10 protein-coding genes are annotated in these 15,080 nt (G+C 64.4%); 6 read left to right on the forward strand and 4 right to left on the reverse strand.

The annotated features are described in order from the left end of the window. Positions 1–12: 12 nt before the first annotated feature. Positions 13–1,737, reverse strand: coding sequence for a GGDEF domain-containing protein (locus tag GSQ92_RS20015; protein WP_159013870.1), 1,725 nt, complete (start codon positions 1,735–1,737; stop codon positions 13–15). A gap of 370 nt (positions 1,738–2,107) precedes the next feature. On the opposite strand from GSQ92_RS20015, the gene GSQ92_RS20020 reads away from it, so the two are divergent. Further along, a complete protein-coding gene (locus GSQ92_RS20020; protein WP_174246694.1) occupies positions 2,108–4,393 on the forward strand; it encodes a propanediol/glycerol family dehydratase large subunit in 2,286 nt (761 codons plus the stop codon). Beyond that, positions 4,390–4,818 (forward strand): diol dehydratase small subunit, encoded by a 429-nt coding sequence (locus GSQ92_RS20025; RefSeq protein WP_158804551.1) that lies wholly within the window; start codon positions 4,390–4,392, stop codon positions 4,816–4,818. Before GSQ92_RS20020 ends, GSQ92_RS20025 begins: the two co-directional genes overlap by 4 nt. A gap of 58 nt (positions 4,819–4,876) precedes the next feature. On the opposite strand, the gene GSQ92_RS20030 is transcribed toward GSQ92_RS20025, so the two are convergent. After that, positions 4,877–6,376, reverse strand: coding sequence for an FGGY-family carbohydrate kinase (locus tag GSQ92_RS20030; RefSeq protein WP_158804550.1), 1,500 nt, complete (start codon positions 6,374–6,376; stop codon positions 4,877–4,879). Then, positions 6,373–7,035: a bifunctional 2-polyprenyl-6-hydroxyphenol methylase/3-demethylubiquinol 3-O-methyltransferase UbiG gene (locus tag GSQ92_RS20035; RefSeq protein ID WP_158804549.1), complete on the reverse strand. Its 663-nt coding sequence runs from the start codon at positions 7,033–7,035 to the stop codon at positions 6,373–6,375. Before GSQ92_RS20035 ends, GSQ92_RS20030 begins: the two co-directional genes overlap by 4 nt. Positions 7,036–7,350: 315 nt before the next feature. Between GSQ92_RS20035 and GSQ92_RS20040 the strand changes: the two genes are divergently transcribed. From GSQ92_RS20040 to GSQ92_RS20055, 4 genes are all read left to right on the forward strand, one after another. After that, complete coding sequence (locus GSQ92_RS20040) at positions 7,351–7,878, forward strand: molybdopterin-dependent oxidoreductase (RefSeq protein ID WP_216850363.1); 528 nt, start codon at positions 7,351–7,353, stop codon at positions 7,876–7,878. Positions 7,879–7,881: 3 nt separating this feature from the next. After that, on the forward strand, positions 7,882–10,377 hold the full coding sequence (locus tag GSQ92_RS20045) for a bifunctional diguanylate cyclase/phosphodiesterase (protein WP_158804548.1): 2,496 nt from the start codon (positions 7,882–7,884) through the stop codon (positions 10,375–10,377). 208 nt (positions 10,378–10,585) lie between these two features. Next, positions 10,586–11,839 (forward strand): arsenic transporter, encoded by a 1,254-nt coding sequence (locus tag GSQ92_RS20050; protein ID WP_158804547.1) that lies wholly within the window; start codon positions 10,586–10,588, stop codon positions 11,837–11,839. Positions 11,840–12,096: 257 nt separating this feature from the next. After that, positions 12,097–13,494: a Hint domain-containing protein gene (locus tag GSQ92_RS20055; RefSeq protein ID WP_159013871.1), complete on the forward strand. Its 1,398-nt coding sequence runs from the start codon at positions 12,097–12,099 to the stop codon at positions 13,492–13,494. Positions 13,495–13,569: 75 nt separating this feature from the next. On the opposite strand, the gene GSQ92_RS20060 is transcribed toward GSQ92_RS20055, so the two are convergent. Continuing rightward, the gene (locus tag GSQ92_RS20060) at positions 13,570–15,054 is read right to left on the reverse strand and encodes an aldehyde dehydrogenase family protein (RefSeq protein ID WP_158804545.1); all 1,485 of its coding nucleotides are present in this window, start codon (positions 15,052–15,054) and stop codon (positions 13,570–13,572) included. Positions 15,055–15,080: the final 26 nt, after the last annotated feature.

Genomic DNA, 15,080 nt, shown 5'->3' on the forward strand with positions numbered 1-15,080 from the left:
GCCAGCGGCGGCTCAGTGTGGTGAGGCCAGTCCCGGCTTAGCCTCCGATGGCACCAGGCCGGTGTGTTGAGCCGCATGCTGATGGGCAAGCGGCGCGCAACCTGCCCAGACAATGCAGTTGCGACCGGCCCGCTTGGCTTCGTACAGGCGGCGATCCGCTAAAGCGAGGCAGCCCGCCGCATCTTCAGCCTCATCCGACGAGGCAATACCGATACTGATCGTCACGGCGAGGCCCGGCGCGACGCCACTCCAATTATGGCGCTGCACGGCCTCCCGCAGATCTTCGCAAACCGCCGCTGCCAGCACGTCCGAGCGATTGGCCAGGATCACGGCGAATTCCTCGCCGCCGAGCCGGGCAACCGAGTCGCCACCGCCGCCCGACCTCACAAGCGCGTCCCTCACGACCTGAGCGATCCCCCGAAGCACCGCGTCCCCGGTCGTGTGGGAATAGCGGTCATTGACTTGCTTGAAATGGTCGGCGTCGAGGATCGCGATCGCGTAGCCACCGCGCCGCGCCGCGAGTTCCGTCAGGGTGAGATCGAGCTGGCGGCGGTTCCCGACTCCTGTCAGGGCATCCTCAAGCGTCTCGCGCGCCAGCCGCTCCGCCGCTTCCGCCAGCTTGGCATTCGATTCCAGCAGCCGGCTGGCGCGGCCTTCCTCAGCCGCGATCAGAAGCCGCATCTCGGCGATCCGGTCATGCAGGATCGAGGTTTGCATGTGCCGGCTGTCATCCTCGTTGACGTGGAGGCAATAGAGTTCGTCGAAGCGCCGGTGCGCCTCATAAGCCGCCTCGAAATCCCTGGTCTCCGCCAGCACATCGACCAGATTTCTCGCAGCGAAAACCGCCAGTTCGAGAAAAGGATAGTTGACGCAGCGCTCCAGGCTTTCGCGCAGGGCGGCGATGGCCGCCTGGCGATCGTCGCGCGCCAGCATAAGGTTGGCCAGCACATGGCCCCGCTGCACCTCGGAGCGGCGGGATGGGCGGCCAGGCGCCGCATCGGTCTCCCGCATCACGGCTTCCGCCTCGTCTTTCTCTCCGGCCAGCAGCAGAAACTCCACGAGGTTGTAGCCCGGCAGCCGCTGCATCTCGCTGTCTTCGAGACCGCGGGCGTATTGCGTGGCGCGGCGGCTTTGGGTGATCGCGATGTCCAGATACTCCCGGCGCTGCTCCGGCGTGGCGATCGCGAAGCGGTAGAGGTAGTCCGCGTGCAGCGATCCGTAGTTGGATATGGAATGCGCGATGGCCTCCGTATCGCCTGACCGCTGGGATTCGAGCACCGCCTGATCCGCCAGTTCGACGGCGGCCTCGTAAAGCCCGACGCGGGAACAGATGATCGCGGGCACGACCAACGCGATCGAAAGAGCCAGCGCGTCGCCCGAGACCCTGGCGAGGCGCAACGCGGTCAAAGCCTCGTCGGCCGCGCGAGAGGTTTCGAGGTCCTCCGCCAGCAACCGCGCGTAATGTGATCGGGCGATCGATTCCCGGGGAACGTCTTCCAATGCCGCCGCTTCGGCGATGGCGGTATGGGCGACGCTCCGGGCTGTCGCGTGATGTCCGTCCTGGAACTCAATCCAGATCAGCCGGATCCGCGCATCGAGGATCCGAGGCGCTTCCGCTGCAGGTGCGGCGGCGATCAGGCGATGGGCGAGGTCCCGGGCCTGATCCATCAGACCCAGCCGCGAGGCCTGGAGGCAGCCCTGCAATAGATCGGTCTTTGCCGGCTTGGGGGCGATCATCGCGCTTGGTCGAGACTTTCCATCAAAATCGTTAGCGACAGCGACCGGCCGGAATGACGGCGCTCTTCATCCCAATTGGGCAAGCCCAGCCGCTGGTCAGCGAGAAGCCGAACGTGATTCGGTGGCGTCTTGGCCATGAGATCAAACTATTATCTCAGCCTAGAGCCGTTCTAAAAATAGAGGAAGCACTACCCGCCCGCGGCCAGCCGCGAGCTTGGGCTTCCCCTCCCTTCCAGGGACGGGTTAGGGGTGGGTGCGCCCGCCGGTGACCGCCGCCGGGCAACGCCTTGATGGCATCAACGACGACGGTCGATGCGGCGCCAAAGCTTGCTGTGTTTGGATCGGCCGAGGCAGCGAAGGAATGGACGCCATGGACCCGCGCGAGCCTCCGACGCCCAATCGCTGGCGGCGCTTCGACGAATGGGATGCGCGGCCCCTGAGGCAGGACCGCTTCGCCGAGGAAGCGCCGGAGCAGGGCTTCTGCGCAATCGGCAGCCCCTTCGATCCCAAGGCTTCCTGTTCCATCTCCGCCGGCCGCGTCACGGTGCTGGATGGCAAGGGCGAGCACGACTTCGACCTCATCGACGAATTCGTCGCGCGCCACCACCTCGATCCCGCCGTGGTCGATGAGGCCATGGCCCTGGCACCGCTTGATGTCGCCCGGATGCTGGTTGATATCCATGTCCCGCGAGAGGATTTGCAGCGTCTGGCGACGGGGATGACGCCCGCGCGGCTCGCTGAGGTCGTGGCCGAGATGTCCGCCCTCGAAATCACCTTCGCCTTCGCCAAGATGCGGAGCCGGCAGCGGCCCGGCAACCAGGCCCACGTAACCAATGCCAAGGACGATCCTCTGCAACTCGCCGCCGATGCCGCCACGGCGGCGGCGCTCGGCTTCGACGAGATCGAGACCACGATGCGGGTCGCCAGCAATTCCTGGGCGAACGCTTTGGCCTGTACCGTGGGCTCCGCGGTCGGGCGCGGCAGCGTGTTGTTCCAATGTTCGATCGAGGAGGCGGAGGAGTTGCGGATCGGGATGAGCGGTCTCGCCTCCTATGCCGAGACAGTCTCCGTCTATGGTACCGAGCAGAGCTTCATCGATGGCGACGACACGCCCTGGTCGAAGGCTTTCCTCGCCGCCGCCTATGCCTCGCGTGGCATCAAGGCGCGTTGCACCTCGGGCGGGGCCTCGGAACTGCTCATGGGTTTCCATGAGCGGAAGTCGATCCTCTACCTCGAAGCGCGCTGCCTTTGCCTGCAGCGCGCCATGGGCATTCAGGGCACGCAGAACGGCGGGGTCGATGGCGCTTCACTGACCGCATCCTTGCCCAGCGGCGTGCGGGAACTGATGGCGGAGAACCTTCTCGCCGTTTGGCTGGGGCTCGAATGCGCATCAGGCAACGACGTACGTACGAGTGCTTCGGAAATCCGGGTGGGAGCCAAGATCGCGCCCTTTCTCCTTGCTGGTTCCGAATTCATCTGTTCCGGCTTCGGCTCCATCAAGGGCTACGACAACTCCTTTAATGTCTCCCTGTTCAACGGCGAGGACATCGAGGACTACCTGGTCCTGCAACGCGATTTCCGGGTCGATGGCGGCCTCACCGCGATCGGCGAGGATGAGGCGATCGATCTCCGCACGCGAGCGGTCGATGCAATTACCGCGGTGCTGGAGGAGCTGGACCTCGCGCATCCCACCGCGGCGATGCGCCGCTCGGTCGTATTCGCATCGGGATCGGATGAGACCCAGGGCTACGAGCCCGGCGCGGTCACGCCGATGAGCGAGGCGATCGACGCGCGCGGCATCACGGCGGTGGACGTGGTGCGTGCTTTGGCGAAACGCGGCTTCGTCGCTGAGGCGGAGCATGTGCTGATGATGCTTCGGCAGCGGGTCAGCGGAGATTACCTGCAAACCTCAGCGATCATCCGGGATGGGAGGGTCATCAGCGCCATCAACGATCCGAACCACTATGCGGGCCCCGGCACCGGCTACCAGATGTCGGAAGAGCGATGGGCCAAGATCAAGCGCCTGCGCGGCACCCTGTCACGCAAGGACGTGCTGGCGGGACAGGCGATCCGCGGCACGGAGGAACGCCGGCGCTACACCCTGGAAAATCTGGGACCAGCGGCTCGGGGAACCGACCCGCATGAGGTTGTAGTCGGCATAAGTCCCGGCTTCGGCGAGAATCTGCATGAGACCACGGCGGGCCATCCGCTTTCCGCGGTGATCCGGGCTCTGATGGCGGGCATCTCCGAGGGCGGCGGCACGGCGCGTTTCGTGCGCTGCCGCCACACGGCGGATACCTCGTTCATTGGTCTCACGGCGGCAAAGCTGTCCGGTTCGGGGATCGGCATCGGACTCCAGGCAAAGGGCACGACGGTGCTGCATCGCGCGGACCGTCTGCCGCATCTCAATCTCGAGCTGTTCTCCAACGCGCCCGTTACCAGCCTCGCGCATTATCACGCCCTGGCGCGCAATGCCGCGCTACACGCGCGCGGAAGCCGGCCTGACCCAGTGGTCGTGCCAAGCCACGGCCAGGCACTCAGCGCGCGCTTTCATGTCCAAGTGGCGCTTATCCACGCGGTCGAGACGGCGCTGACGGTAGCCGGGGCGCTACCCGTTGAGGTGAGGCCCGTCTTCCTCAGAGAGGCCGCCGCATGACGAATTCCGCCAAGCTGATCGAGTTCTACCCCCTCGCGGAAAATCGGCCCGATCTGGTGCTGACCTCCTCCGGCAAGACGCTGGACACTCTCACGCTCGACGCGGTGATGGCGGGCGAGGTATCGGCCGCGGACATCACCATCACTCCGGCGGCGCTAGTTTTGCAGGCCGAGATCGCGCGCTCGGCGCAGCGGGATCGCCTCGCCGAAAACCTCGAACGCGCGGCCGAACTCGCGACCGTCCCGCAAACCGTATTGCTGGCGGCCTACGAGATCCTGCGGCCGGGCCGTGCCAAAGCCGCGAGTGACATCCTCGCCATGGCGGAGCGCCTACGCCGCGATTTCGGAGCGCAGAGGATTGCCGCGATGATGGAGGAGGCGGCATCCGCCTATCAGCGGCGCGGCCTTTTCACCCACCGCTACTGAGCGGCGGCACGCGCCCGAACAAAGCGGCAGTGACCGTAGCCAACCCGTCACCAGGAGATCAGCGAACCCCGGCCGCCGGACGATAGAGCGCTCGATACGCGTGATATCCATCCCTATACAATTCGGCATTCTCGGGGTCGGGCTGCAACACCTCCCCATAGGTCACAAACCGCGAAGTGCCCGACCAATCCGTGACCAAGCCGACGCCGATCGCCGCCGTCCAGGCCGCGCCCAGACATGAGCCCGGATGCCCCTCCAGCCGCTGCACCGGCTGTTGCAGAACATCCGCGACGATCTGCATCCAGGTCCGGCTGCCCGCGCCGCCATCCGAGGCCAGGAAAACCCCGGTCGGATAGCCGATATCATTGAGGACCTCGACGTGATGCACGATGGCGTAGGCATAGGACTCGAGCAGCGCGCGCCACAGATGGCCTAGCCCGTGCGACAGGGTGAGACCCGAAATCGCTCCGCGCGCGGCGGGATCATGCACCGGCGTCTTCTCGCCGAGCAGGTAGGGCAGGAACCGCACGCCCTCGGCACCGGGCGGCACCGCATCCGCCAGCCGGTCCAGGTGTTGGTGCAACGTAAGGCCCGCCTGCTTCGCGGCCTCCAACTCGCCGCCGGCGAAAGTGCGGGCGAACCAGTTCAGGCCGGAGCCGCCGGTTGCCATGCAGCCATTGGGCATGAAGAGGCCCGGCACGAGGTGGTAGTCCAGATACATCCGGCGATCCGGCGTTGCCGTCTCGGCCGCTACCATGACATCGACCGAGCCGCCGAACTTCAACAACACCTGACCGCCCTGCACGACACCGGCGGCGAGCGCGGACGCGATGAAATCCGCGGCGCCCCCCACGACCGGCGTGCCGGAAACCAGCCCGGTTTCCGCCGCGGCCTCCGCCGTCACCCGCCCCAATATCTCGTGCGAGATCGTTTTCCGGGGAATCGCGTCACGACGCAGATGGGCAAGCGCGATAAGCTCGTCATCCAGGCGGCCGCCTTGCACATCCACGAAACCGCCTTCGAGCGCCCAATTCTGCTCGACCGCCTTTTCACCGGTCAACCGCCAGTTGATATAGTCATAGGAGCCGAAGACCGTCGCGATCCGCCGGAAGACCTCCGGCTCGTGGCGCTCCAGCCACCGAATCTTAGGCGCCACGAGTTGCTGGTTAATGCCATTGCCGGCCTTGGAGATGAACCGAGCCTCCGCGATTTCCGCCCCAATCTCCTCGACCTCCGCGCCGCAGCGCGCATCGCTCTGCTGGATGGAGCGACGCAGGAGCTGCCCATCCGCATCGAGCAGAACAACCGCCGGCAGCATGCCGGTGACGCCAATTGCCGCGATGTCCGCCGCGTCGATCCCGCTCGTCGCCACCAACTCACGCGTGATCTCGCGGACGTTCGACCACCACTGTTCGGGGTCCTCCTCGGCCCAGCCCGCCCGCGTCGAATGCAGCGTCACGCTGCGGGAGGCGAGGCCGAGAACCCGGTCGGGGAGCGCCACAAGTATGCCGATAGTTGAGGTCGTGCCGATGTCTAGCCCGAGAACGCAGCGCGTCATGCCGAGCGCCGCCCGACATGGGCAAGCGCCGCTTCGACGCCGCGCGGCACTCCGGCGAGGGAGACGTAGCGGTATCGCGGCGCCTCCGGATCAATTCTGCGGATGAGCGCGAGGCTGCAATGAATGCCGCCGCGCATCGCGTGCCCGCAACGCTCGGGCCTGGCGCCGAAGGAGAGGCCGAGGCGATAAAGCGCCGCCGGGGACCAGGGCCGCACATGAGTCGGATCGTCCCAAAAGCTCGTAAAGGCGTGGCCCTCGACATCCGGGTCGCTCGGCTGAAGCGCGGTCAGTTCGCTCGGTGCCTCGACATAGACGGCGCCGCCGGTCCGGACGGCGGCAATGAGACTGCCGAAGACACCGACCGCATCAGCGCAATGCTCCAATACATGAGAGGCGATAACCAGATCCGCCGTTTCCCGGGGCAACGCGGCTCCGGAATGGCTGAGTCGCAGATATCGGGCGGAAGGCGGCCGCCCCGGCGGCTCCTCGTAGAGATCAACCCCAAGGTGATCCAGATCGTCGCGGCCGAGGTGAAGACCAAGCTGCGCCGCCGACCAGCCATAACAGCCATAGTCCAGAACCGTGGCTCCGGGGGGCAAAGCGGACAGGCTGCTTTCCAGCAGATCGGGGTCGGGCAAGGGGGCGGGGGCCGTCTTCATGAGGCTGCTTTCAGGGGGTGTCATGGTTTGAGGGTAGCCGAGCTCTTTCCAGCGGTTAAAGCGGCTAACAGCTTGGCGTAAGAGTCACACTTATTATAAACCGCTGGTTGCAGAGCGAGAACTATGGCTGGATCGGGGATATAAGCCTTATTGATACTCAACCGCCAAATCCTTCGGATTCGGCGGAGCGCAGCCGAGCCGTCCGCTTTGTTAGCTCGGACGGCGAATTGCGGAGGATGTCTTGGTGCTCCTGATACCGGGCCGGCCCATGGGGGGCACGAAACGCGGTCTCAGCAACGTAAGGGATGGCTAACCATGAGTATGCGCCGGACGTTCCTGGTCGGTATCGGCACCGCGGCCGCCTCTCTGGCCACGTCTCCTCTTAGAGCTGACGACGCCCCTCTTCCGCTCGCCGAGCCGAAAGGACCCATCGTCCTGACTGTCTCTGGAAAAATCAGCAACGCCAACCGAGGCAAAACGGCGGTCTTCGACATGCCGTCGCTTGAGGCCCTCGGTCTGACTGAGTTCAGTACCAGCACACCCTGGGACCCTGGCAAGACGCAATTTCAGGGTGTCCTGCTCGACACGCTGATGCGGCGTGTCGGGGCGAGCGGCAAGACCGTCGTCGCCTACGCGCTGAATGACTACAGCGCCGAACTCCCCATCAGCGACTTCGCGCGATATGGCACGCTGCTGGCGACCAAGATGAACGGCAAATACATGCCGGTCTCTAGCAAGGGACCACTTTTTATCGTCTATCCCTTCGACAGCCGCTCGACCTTGGAGCGTCAGACTTTCTACGGTCGTAGCGTGTGGCAGCTCAACCGGCTCGCGATCGTCTGAAAGATGCCGCTGACGGCCACCGGGAAGGTGCGGCGACGAAATCAGGCTAAGCTACCGCTCCTCCTGATTCTGTTCTGCTTCGCGCTGGCTGCCGGCTGCACCTCCTACCTGGCGATCCAGCAGGACCAGACCGTTCACCGGCTGGCTCGCTACGACGATGCCTTCGACGCTGGGCAAGGCGCCGTCGAGTTGCTGCGATTCCAGGACGCGGTCTCCGCCTTCGCACTCGGATTACCCGATTCATCTGAGGATATCGTTAACCTCAGGCTCGAGATTTTCGAGAACCGCTTCGAAATTCTCAGCCGTGAGTCGTTCAAGAGCTTCATCGCCGGCCATTCTGAGATTGATGGCGTGCTCGATGAACTCTCTGTAGCGCTCAAAGACATCAAGGTGCTCATGCCGCGATTGTCCGAGAAGGGCGTCGCGGCGCAGATCATCGCGGAACTTACGCCGCTCGATCCCGACATGACCCGGCTGTCGTCGATCACGAGCACGCTGGTGGGTACTCAGATCGAGATCGACCAGGCGCATCTTAAAAATCTCCACCTCATTTCGTCCGGCGTCATATTCGCGCTCATCGTCGTGGGCGTCCTGCTCATCATCATGCTGCTGCGCGACAATCGCCTGATGATGGAGGCCAACAGGCATCTCAGTCTGCTCACCGAGGATCTGCAGGTCGCGGGGGCGGCGCTCACTTCCGCGCATTCCGCTGTGGCGAAGGCGAACGAAGATCTGGCGGCGCAGAACGCGGCCCTCCGCAATCGCGACGAGGCGCTGCGCATTCAGAACACGCGTTTCGATGCTGCGCTCAACAACATGTCGCATGGCTTGCTGATGGCCGATCGGAACGACCGCCTCATCGTCTCCAATACCCGGTTCCTCGAAATGTTCGGCCTGCGTCCCGCCGAAGCGGAGGCGGGAGCCGCGCTGGAGGACCTGTTCCGCATAATGGGGCAACGGCAGTCCCAACCGAGAGCGGTGATTGAGCGCATCCGCGAACAGACTCAAGCCTTCGTCGCCCAGAAGGAGCGTGGTTCGTTCTATGCGGAAAGCGATGGCCGCTCGATCCAGGTCGGTCACATGCCGATGGCCGAAGGCGGCTGGGTCGCGACCTATGAGGACATCACCGAGAGACGCAAGGTCGAGGCGAATACCGACTACATCGCCCATCACGATGCTCTTACCGATCTGCCCAATCGCCTCATGTTCACGCTTCGCATGGCCGAGGCTTTGCGCGACCGCGCCGCCGATCGCTTCTTCGCGCTATTGCTGCTCGATGTTGATCACTTCAAGGATGTGAATGACACGCTTGGCCATCTGGCGGGCGACGCCCTGCTGGTGATGATCGCGAGACGGCTGCGCGGCTGCGTGCGCGACGAGGATGTGGTCGCGCGGCTCGGCGGCGACGAATTCGCCATCCTGCAAATGCAGCCCCGCACACGGGACGAGACCGTCACCCTGGCGCATCGTCTGGTGGAGGCGGTGGGTCAGCCCTACAGCATCGACGGCCGTCGCGTCGTGGCCGGCGTCAGCGTCGGTATCGCGATCTGCAATGACGAGACGAATGACGCCGAACAACTCCTCCGCAGCGCCGATATGGCGCTCTATCGCTCGAAAGCGGAGGGCCGCAACACCTCCCGGTTCTTCGAGGCCGAGATGGAGACAGCCGTCCAAGTCCGCAGCACCATCGCCGCCGATATTCGCGATGCCTTGGAGCAGGACCGCTTCGAGGTGCTCTATCAGCCGGTCTTCGAGGTCGCGACCGGGCACCTCGCGCAATTCGAGGGCCTGCTGCGCTGGAACCATCCGACGCTCGGCACCATCCTCCCGAGCCGCTTCATCCCTGTCGCCGAGGATTCCCGGCTGATCATTCCCATCGGCGAATCAGTGATCAGGCGTGCCTGCATGGATGCGGCGGACTGGCCTGCCAATATTCGCGTGGCGGTCAATCTGTCGCCAACGCAGTTCGAGGATCGAGGACTAACGAAGGTCGTGGAATCCGCGCTCCGCAACGCGGGGTTGCAGCCATCGCGGCTCGAGCTTGAGATCACCGAAGGGGCGCTGCTGCGCGATGGCGACGAGGTGCGCTCCATGTTGCTTGAGCTGCGGGCGCTCGGCGTGACGATCGCACTTGACGACTTCGGTACCGGTTACGCGTCGCTGAGCTATCTCCGGCATTTCCCCTTCGACAAGATCAAGATCGATCGCTCCTTCATCGGCGATCTAGGCTCCCGCAGCGACTCGATCGCCATCGTGGAATCCGTCATCAAACTCGCGACCAAGCTCGGCATGGCGACGACGGCGGAGGGCATCGAAACGGCGGAACAGTGGAACTTCCTGAGTGCCGTCGGCTGCACCTATGTGCAGGGATACTACTTCGACCGACCGCGTTCGCTGGCCACGGTTCAACGCAAGATGGAAAGCGGTGAATACGCATTGCCTCTAGGATTGGAGCCAGGCTGGGCGCCGCGCCCAGCCCCTACACCGACTGCTGCTTAGGCGACAGCAACAAGTAAATTCCGCTGCGTCGTCACCTCGCGAGGACTAGCCGTCTCGCAAGATGCGCCCAAGATAGTGTGTATGACGGCGCGTAGACGACGAACTCCCAGAGCGACTATCCAACCCGCATAGGCCAAACAGCCACGATGAACGGCGAAGTAAATTCGATAATGCCGGCATCGCTTTGCCGTGAGCGGAACCCGACCCCATGATCGCCGCAAGTGCCGCGGCGCCGACCTGGATCATAGCGGGCGTTTCGACCGCCGGTGTGATCGTCCGACCCTGGCGCCTGCCCGAAGCGGTTTGGGCGGTCGGCGGCGCCGTCCTGCTCGTCGCGAGCGGATTGTTGCCGTGGCATCAGGCACTGCTCGCGATCGGCAAGGGCACGGATGTCTACCTCTTTCTTCTCGGCATGATGCTGCTGAGCGAGGTCGCGCGGCGGGAGGGGCTGTTCGATTGGCTCGCCGTTTTCGCCGTGCGCCATTCACGAGGTTCGGCCACGCGGCTTTTCCTGCTCGTCTATGGCGTTGGAACGATTGTCACAGCCTTCCTCTCGAACGATGCCACCGCCGTCGTGCTCACCCCTGCCGTTTTTGCCGCCACGCGAGCCGCCAAGGCCGATCCGCTGCCTTATCTCTTCATCTGCGCCTTCATCGCCAATGCGGCGAGTTTCATCCTGCCGATCTCCAACCCGGCCAATCTCGTGCTCTACGGCAATCACATGCCAGCGCTGATGGCTTGGCTCGCTGACTTCCTGTTGCCAGCCACCGTTTGCGTCCTCGTCACGCTCGGGACTTTGCTGCTGGTCGAATGGCGCGGTCTCAGGGCGCCGATCGCCGCTGAAATCCCGCATGCCGAGCTTCCCTTCGGAGGCAAGGTCGCGGCCGCCGGCATTCTGGCGACGGCCGTTGTCTTGCTCGCCGCCTCCGGTGCGGACGTCCCGCTCGGCTTGCCCACCGCGCTCTCGGGCGTCGTCACGACAGCCGTGGTGCTGGCCGCTAAGCGGGAGGCACCCTGGGAGACCTTGCGCGGCGTTTCGTGGCTCGTCCTGCCGCTCGTGGCTGGGCTGTTCGTGCTCGTCCAGGGCCTCGCCGCGACCGGCGTGGTTGCCGGGATCGCCGACCTCTTACATCACGCCTCTGAGGTCTCGACGGCGAGCACGGCCTGGGGGGCTGGGGTGCTGCTCGCGCTGCTTTGCAACGTGATGAACAATCTGCCGGCGGGCCTCATCGCGGGCTCCGCCGTCGCCGCCGCGCATGTTCCAAGAGTAGTGACGAACGCCCTGTTGGTCGGCGTCGATCTTGGCCCGAACCTCTCGATCACCGGCTCGCTGGCGACAATCCTTTGGCTGACGGCATTGCGGCGGGAGGGTGAGGAAGTGAGCTTCACGAAGTTCCTCTTGCGCGGTGCCATCGTCATGCCGCCCGCACTCCTGGCGGCTTTGGCAAGCCTGATGGTGTGACACCATGCGGGCTGCTTGCGTCGGTTTCTTCGCTGTGACCCATTGTCGCGCTTTGTCACTCCACAACCAAGCCCTTAGCCCCAGCATTGACTATCGCTGAAGTGCTGAACACCAAGAAAAAATTAGAGGTGACCAGTGTTTGTATTGGAAAAATCCGTCGCTTATTCAGCAGAAAGTTGATTGACCTGATATCGGAGCTGCGGATCGTTTCCATGATGTTGACGATGACTGTCCTCGACTGACACAGGATCCGCGACGTGGCGAGCCAGCCTGGCTTCGCCGCCCCCCCGATCCTGAAGGACCGCAGAATGTCGATCTATTTCTACAATCAGAACTCAAACGGCTTCACGCAGCATGGCGGAGCTTCCGGAGATTTATCGCCTGGCAGCTTTTCCAACGGCACCTTCAATGCCGCGGCATCGCATGAGAACCTGTCGAGCGGAGTGACCGACGCCTATTTCGTCGAGATTGACGGCGTATCTTCATTTTCTGATCTGGTCGTCGGCTCAACCTATAGCGGCAAGCTCGCATTCGGAGCGGCTTCGACCGACCAGGCGAATGCAAGCACGACCTTCACGGTGCTCGGCGTCAATTCCTCTGGTGTTGTCGTTCAGGCGTCCAGCCAAGGCGCCTCGAACGGTGGGTGGAAGTTTCAAACTTTTTTGCTCGGAAACACCGATACCTCGAACGGCGAAACCCTTGCTGGCTTCGTGACCACGCCGGGCACGCCGACCTGTTTCGCGCTCGGCACACTGATCGCCACGACGGGGGGCTACGTCGCCGTCGAGTCGCTGAAAGCGGGTGACATCGTGGTGACGGCTTCCGGCGAAGCCGCGGCGGTGACCTGGATCGGGCATCGTCGTTTCAGCCTCGCGGCACGGCCGGATGTAGCGCCGATCCGGATCCGCGCTGGCGCGCTGGCGGCGGGCGTACCGTCGCGCGATCTCCTGGTCAGCCCTGAGCATGCCATGGGCCTCGACGGCAAGCTGGTTCCGGCGCGGCTGTTGGTTAACGGCAGCACTATCCTTCGCGACACGAGCATGGCCGAGATCACCTATTTCCATGTCGAGTTGCCGAAGCACGACCTGCTCATGGCGGAAGGCGCCGCGGCAGAGAGCTGGCTGGACACCGGCAATCGCGGCATGTTCGCGAACGCGGCTGTGCCGGCCGATCTGCACGGGGACTTCGCCCCCGATCTCGCCTCTGAGGCATGGCGGACGCGCGCTTGCGCCCCGCTCGTCGAGGGCGGGGTTGCCCTCGCCGTGATCCGTGCGCGGGTCGAGGGACGAGCCGTCGCCACCGGCGCGGGCGCAGGCGCGACCCAGACGCTATGGCTGGAAGCAGTCGGCACGCATGACGTGACGGTCCCAGCGGGAAGCAGTGGCCTTGTGCGCCTCGCTTCGGTAGCCGCCAGAGCGGCCAGCGATCATCGCCGCTTGGGCGCCGGGATCACCACGGTCACCATCAACGGCGATACGCTAGCGCTGGATGACGGCCGTCTTGCGCTGGGCTTCCATGGCATCGAGACCTGCGGCCGACTGCGCTGGACGGATGGGCAGGCGCTGCTGGACCTCGGCCGTTCCGACCACGAGCGCGTAGTCAGAATCGACGTCAATGTCGTGGCGGCCGAGCAGGATTGGGCAGTCGCCGCCTAGGCTTTTCCTCAGCTTCCCCGTCACGCACCGCGATGGTGGTGGCGGGGAAGTCGCGCGCATGTTGACCGCCGACGGTCAGACCAGCTTCACCCAGACCGATTTCGACTGCGTATAGGCCAGCACCGTGTCGAAGCATTTGTCGCGTGCATTGCCCGACTGCTTGTAGCCGCCGAAGGGCTGCGTCATGTCGCCCTCGTCGAAGCAATTGACCCAGATCGTCCCGGCCTCGATCTCGCGAGCGAGCGTATGCGCGGTGGTGAGGTTCGAGGTCCAGATTCCGGCGGCGAGGCCGTAGATCGTGTCATTGGCGACCTCGATCGCGTTCTCGACGCCGTCGACGGGGATCAGCGCCGCGATCGGGCCGAAGATCTCTTCCTTGGCGATCCGCATGCCGCTGTCGACGCCCGTAAAGAGACCCGGCGCGACATAGGCGCCCTTCTCCAGACCCTGCGGAACATTGCCGCCGAAGGCCAGCGAAGCGCCGCCCTTTTTGCCAATATCGACATATCCCAGCACGCGCTTCTGCTGCTCGAAGGTGACGAGGGGACCCATATTGGTCTCCTCGTTCAGGGGGTCGCCCGGAATCCAGCTTTCGCTTTCCCGCATGAAGCTATGGACGAATTCGTCATGGATCTTGCGATCCACCAGCAAGCGGGAGCCGGCGTTGCAGACCTCGCCCATATTGCCATAGATGCCGGCGGCGGCGGTTTTGGCGGCCGTCGCGAGGTCCGGCAGGTCGGCCATCATCACCTGAGGCGTCTTGCCGCCGCATTCCAGCGCGACCTTCTTCATGTTGGACTGGCCGGCATATTGCAGCATCAGCTTGCCGACCTCGGTCGAGCCCGTGAAGCTGATCTTCGCCACGTCATTGTGCAGCGCCAAGGCCCGGCCGACCGTCTCGCCGGGGCCATTCACCACGTTGAAGACGCCCGAGGGGCCGCCGGCTTCCGCGAAAAGCCGCGCGAGATGCACAGCCGATAGCGGCGACTGCTCGGCGGGCTTGAGCACCACGGAATTACCGGCGGCCAATGCGGGCGCGATCTTCCACACCGCCATGAGCAGCGGATAGTTCCACGGCACGATGGCGCCCACCACGCCGAGCGGCTCGCGATTGATGTAATGCAGCACATTGGACGGCGTCGCCGTGGTAGAGCCGGTCAGCTTGTCGATACATTCGGTGGTGAAGCGAATGCAATGCACCGAGGCGGGCACATCGATATTCACCATGTCGCTGATCGGTTTGCCCATATCCAGCGTATCGAGCAGCGCGAAAAGCTCGACATTCTGCTCGATGAGATCGGCGAAGCGATACATCACGGCCATGCGGTCACGCGGCGCCATGCGGGACCAGCTTCCGCTGCGATAGGCCTTCAGCCCATCAGCCACGGCGCGGTCGATATCCGCGGGCGTGCCCTCGCTGACCGCGGCGATGACCTGGCCATTGGCGGGGTTGATGGTCTCGAAATGGCCGCCCGAACCGGTCGCCAGGTCGCCGCCGATGAAGAACCGCGTCTCCGGCTTCAGCGCCGCCGCTCTCTCATGCCAATTGGTCGCGCTCATGCGCTCTCTCCCTCAGGGTTCGTCGG

The sequence above is a fragment of the Acidisoma sp. S159 genome (assembly GCF_009766125.1).
GTDB lineage: Bacteria > Pseudomonadota > Alphaproteobacteria > Acetobacterales > Acetobacteraceae > Acidisoma.

What these genes read in the sequence shown, in the direction of transcription:
- GSQ92_RS20015 (WP_159013870.1), bottom strand. Translation starts at nt 1,737, where the DNA reads ATGATCGCCCCCAAGCCGGCAAAGACCGATCTATTGCAGGGCTGCCTC.
- GSQ92_RS20020 (WP_174246694.1), top strand. Translation starts at nt 2,108, where the DNA reads ATGGACCCGCGCGAGCCTCCGACGCCCAATCGCTGGCGGCGCTTCGAC.
- GSQ92_RS20025 (WP_158804551.1), top strand. Translation starts at nt 4,390, where the DNA reads ATGACGAATTCCGCCAAGCTGATCGAGTTCTACCCCCTCGCGGAAAAT.
- GSQ92_RS20030 (WP_158804550.1), bottom strand. Translation starts at nt 6,376, where the DNA reads ATGACGCGCTGCGTTCTCGGGCTAGACATCGGCACGACCTCAACTATC.
- GSQ92_RS20035 (WP_158804549.1), bottom strand. Translation starts at nt 7,035, where the DNA reads ATGAAGACGGCCCCCGCCCCCTTGCCCGACCCCGATCTGCTGGAAAGC.
- GSQ92_RS20040 (WP_216850363.1), top strand. Translation starts at nt 7,351, where the DNA reads ATGAGTATGCGCCGGACGTTCCTGGTCGGTATCGGCACCGCGGCCGCC.
- GSQ92_RS20045 (WP_158804548.1), top strand. Translation starts at nt 7,882, where the DNA reads ATGCCGCTGACGGCCACCGGGAAGGTGCGGCGACGAAATCAGGCTAAG.
- GSQ92_RS20050 (WP_158804547.1), top strand. Translation starts at nt 10,586, where the DNA reads ATGATCGCCGCAAGTGCCGCGGCGCCGACCTGGATCATAGCGGGCGTT.
- GSQ92_RS20060 (WP_158804545.1), bottom strand. Translation starts at nt 15,054, where the DNA reads ATGAGCGCGACCAATTGGCATGAGAGAGCGGCGGCGCTGAAGCCGGAG.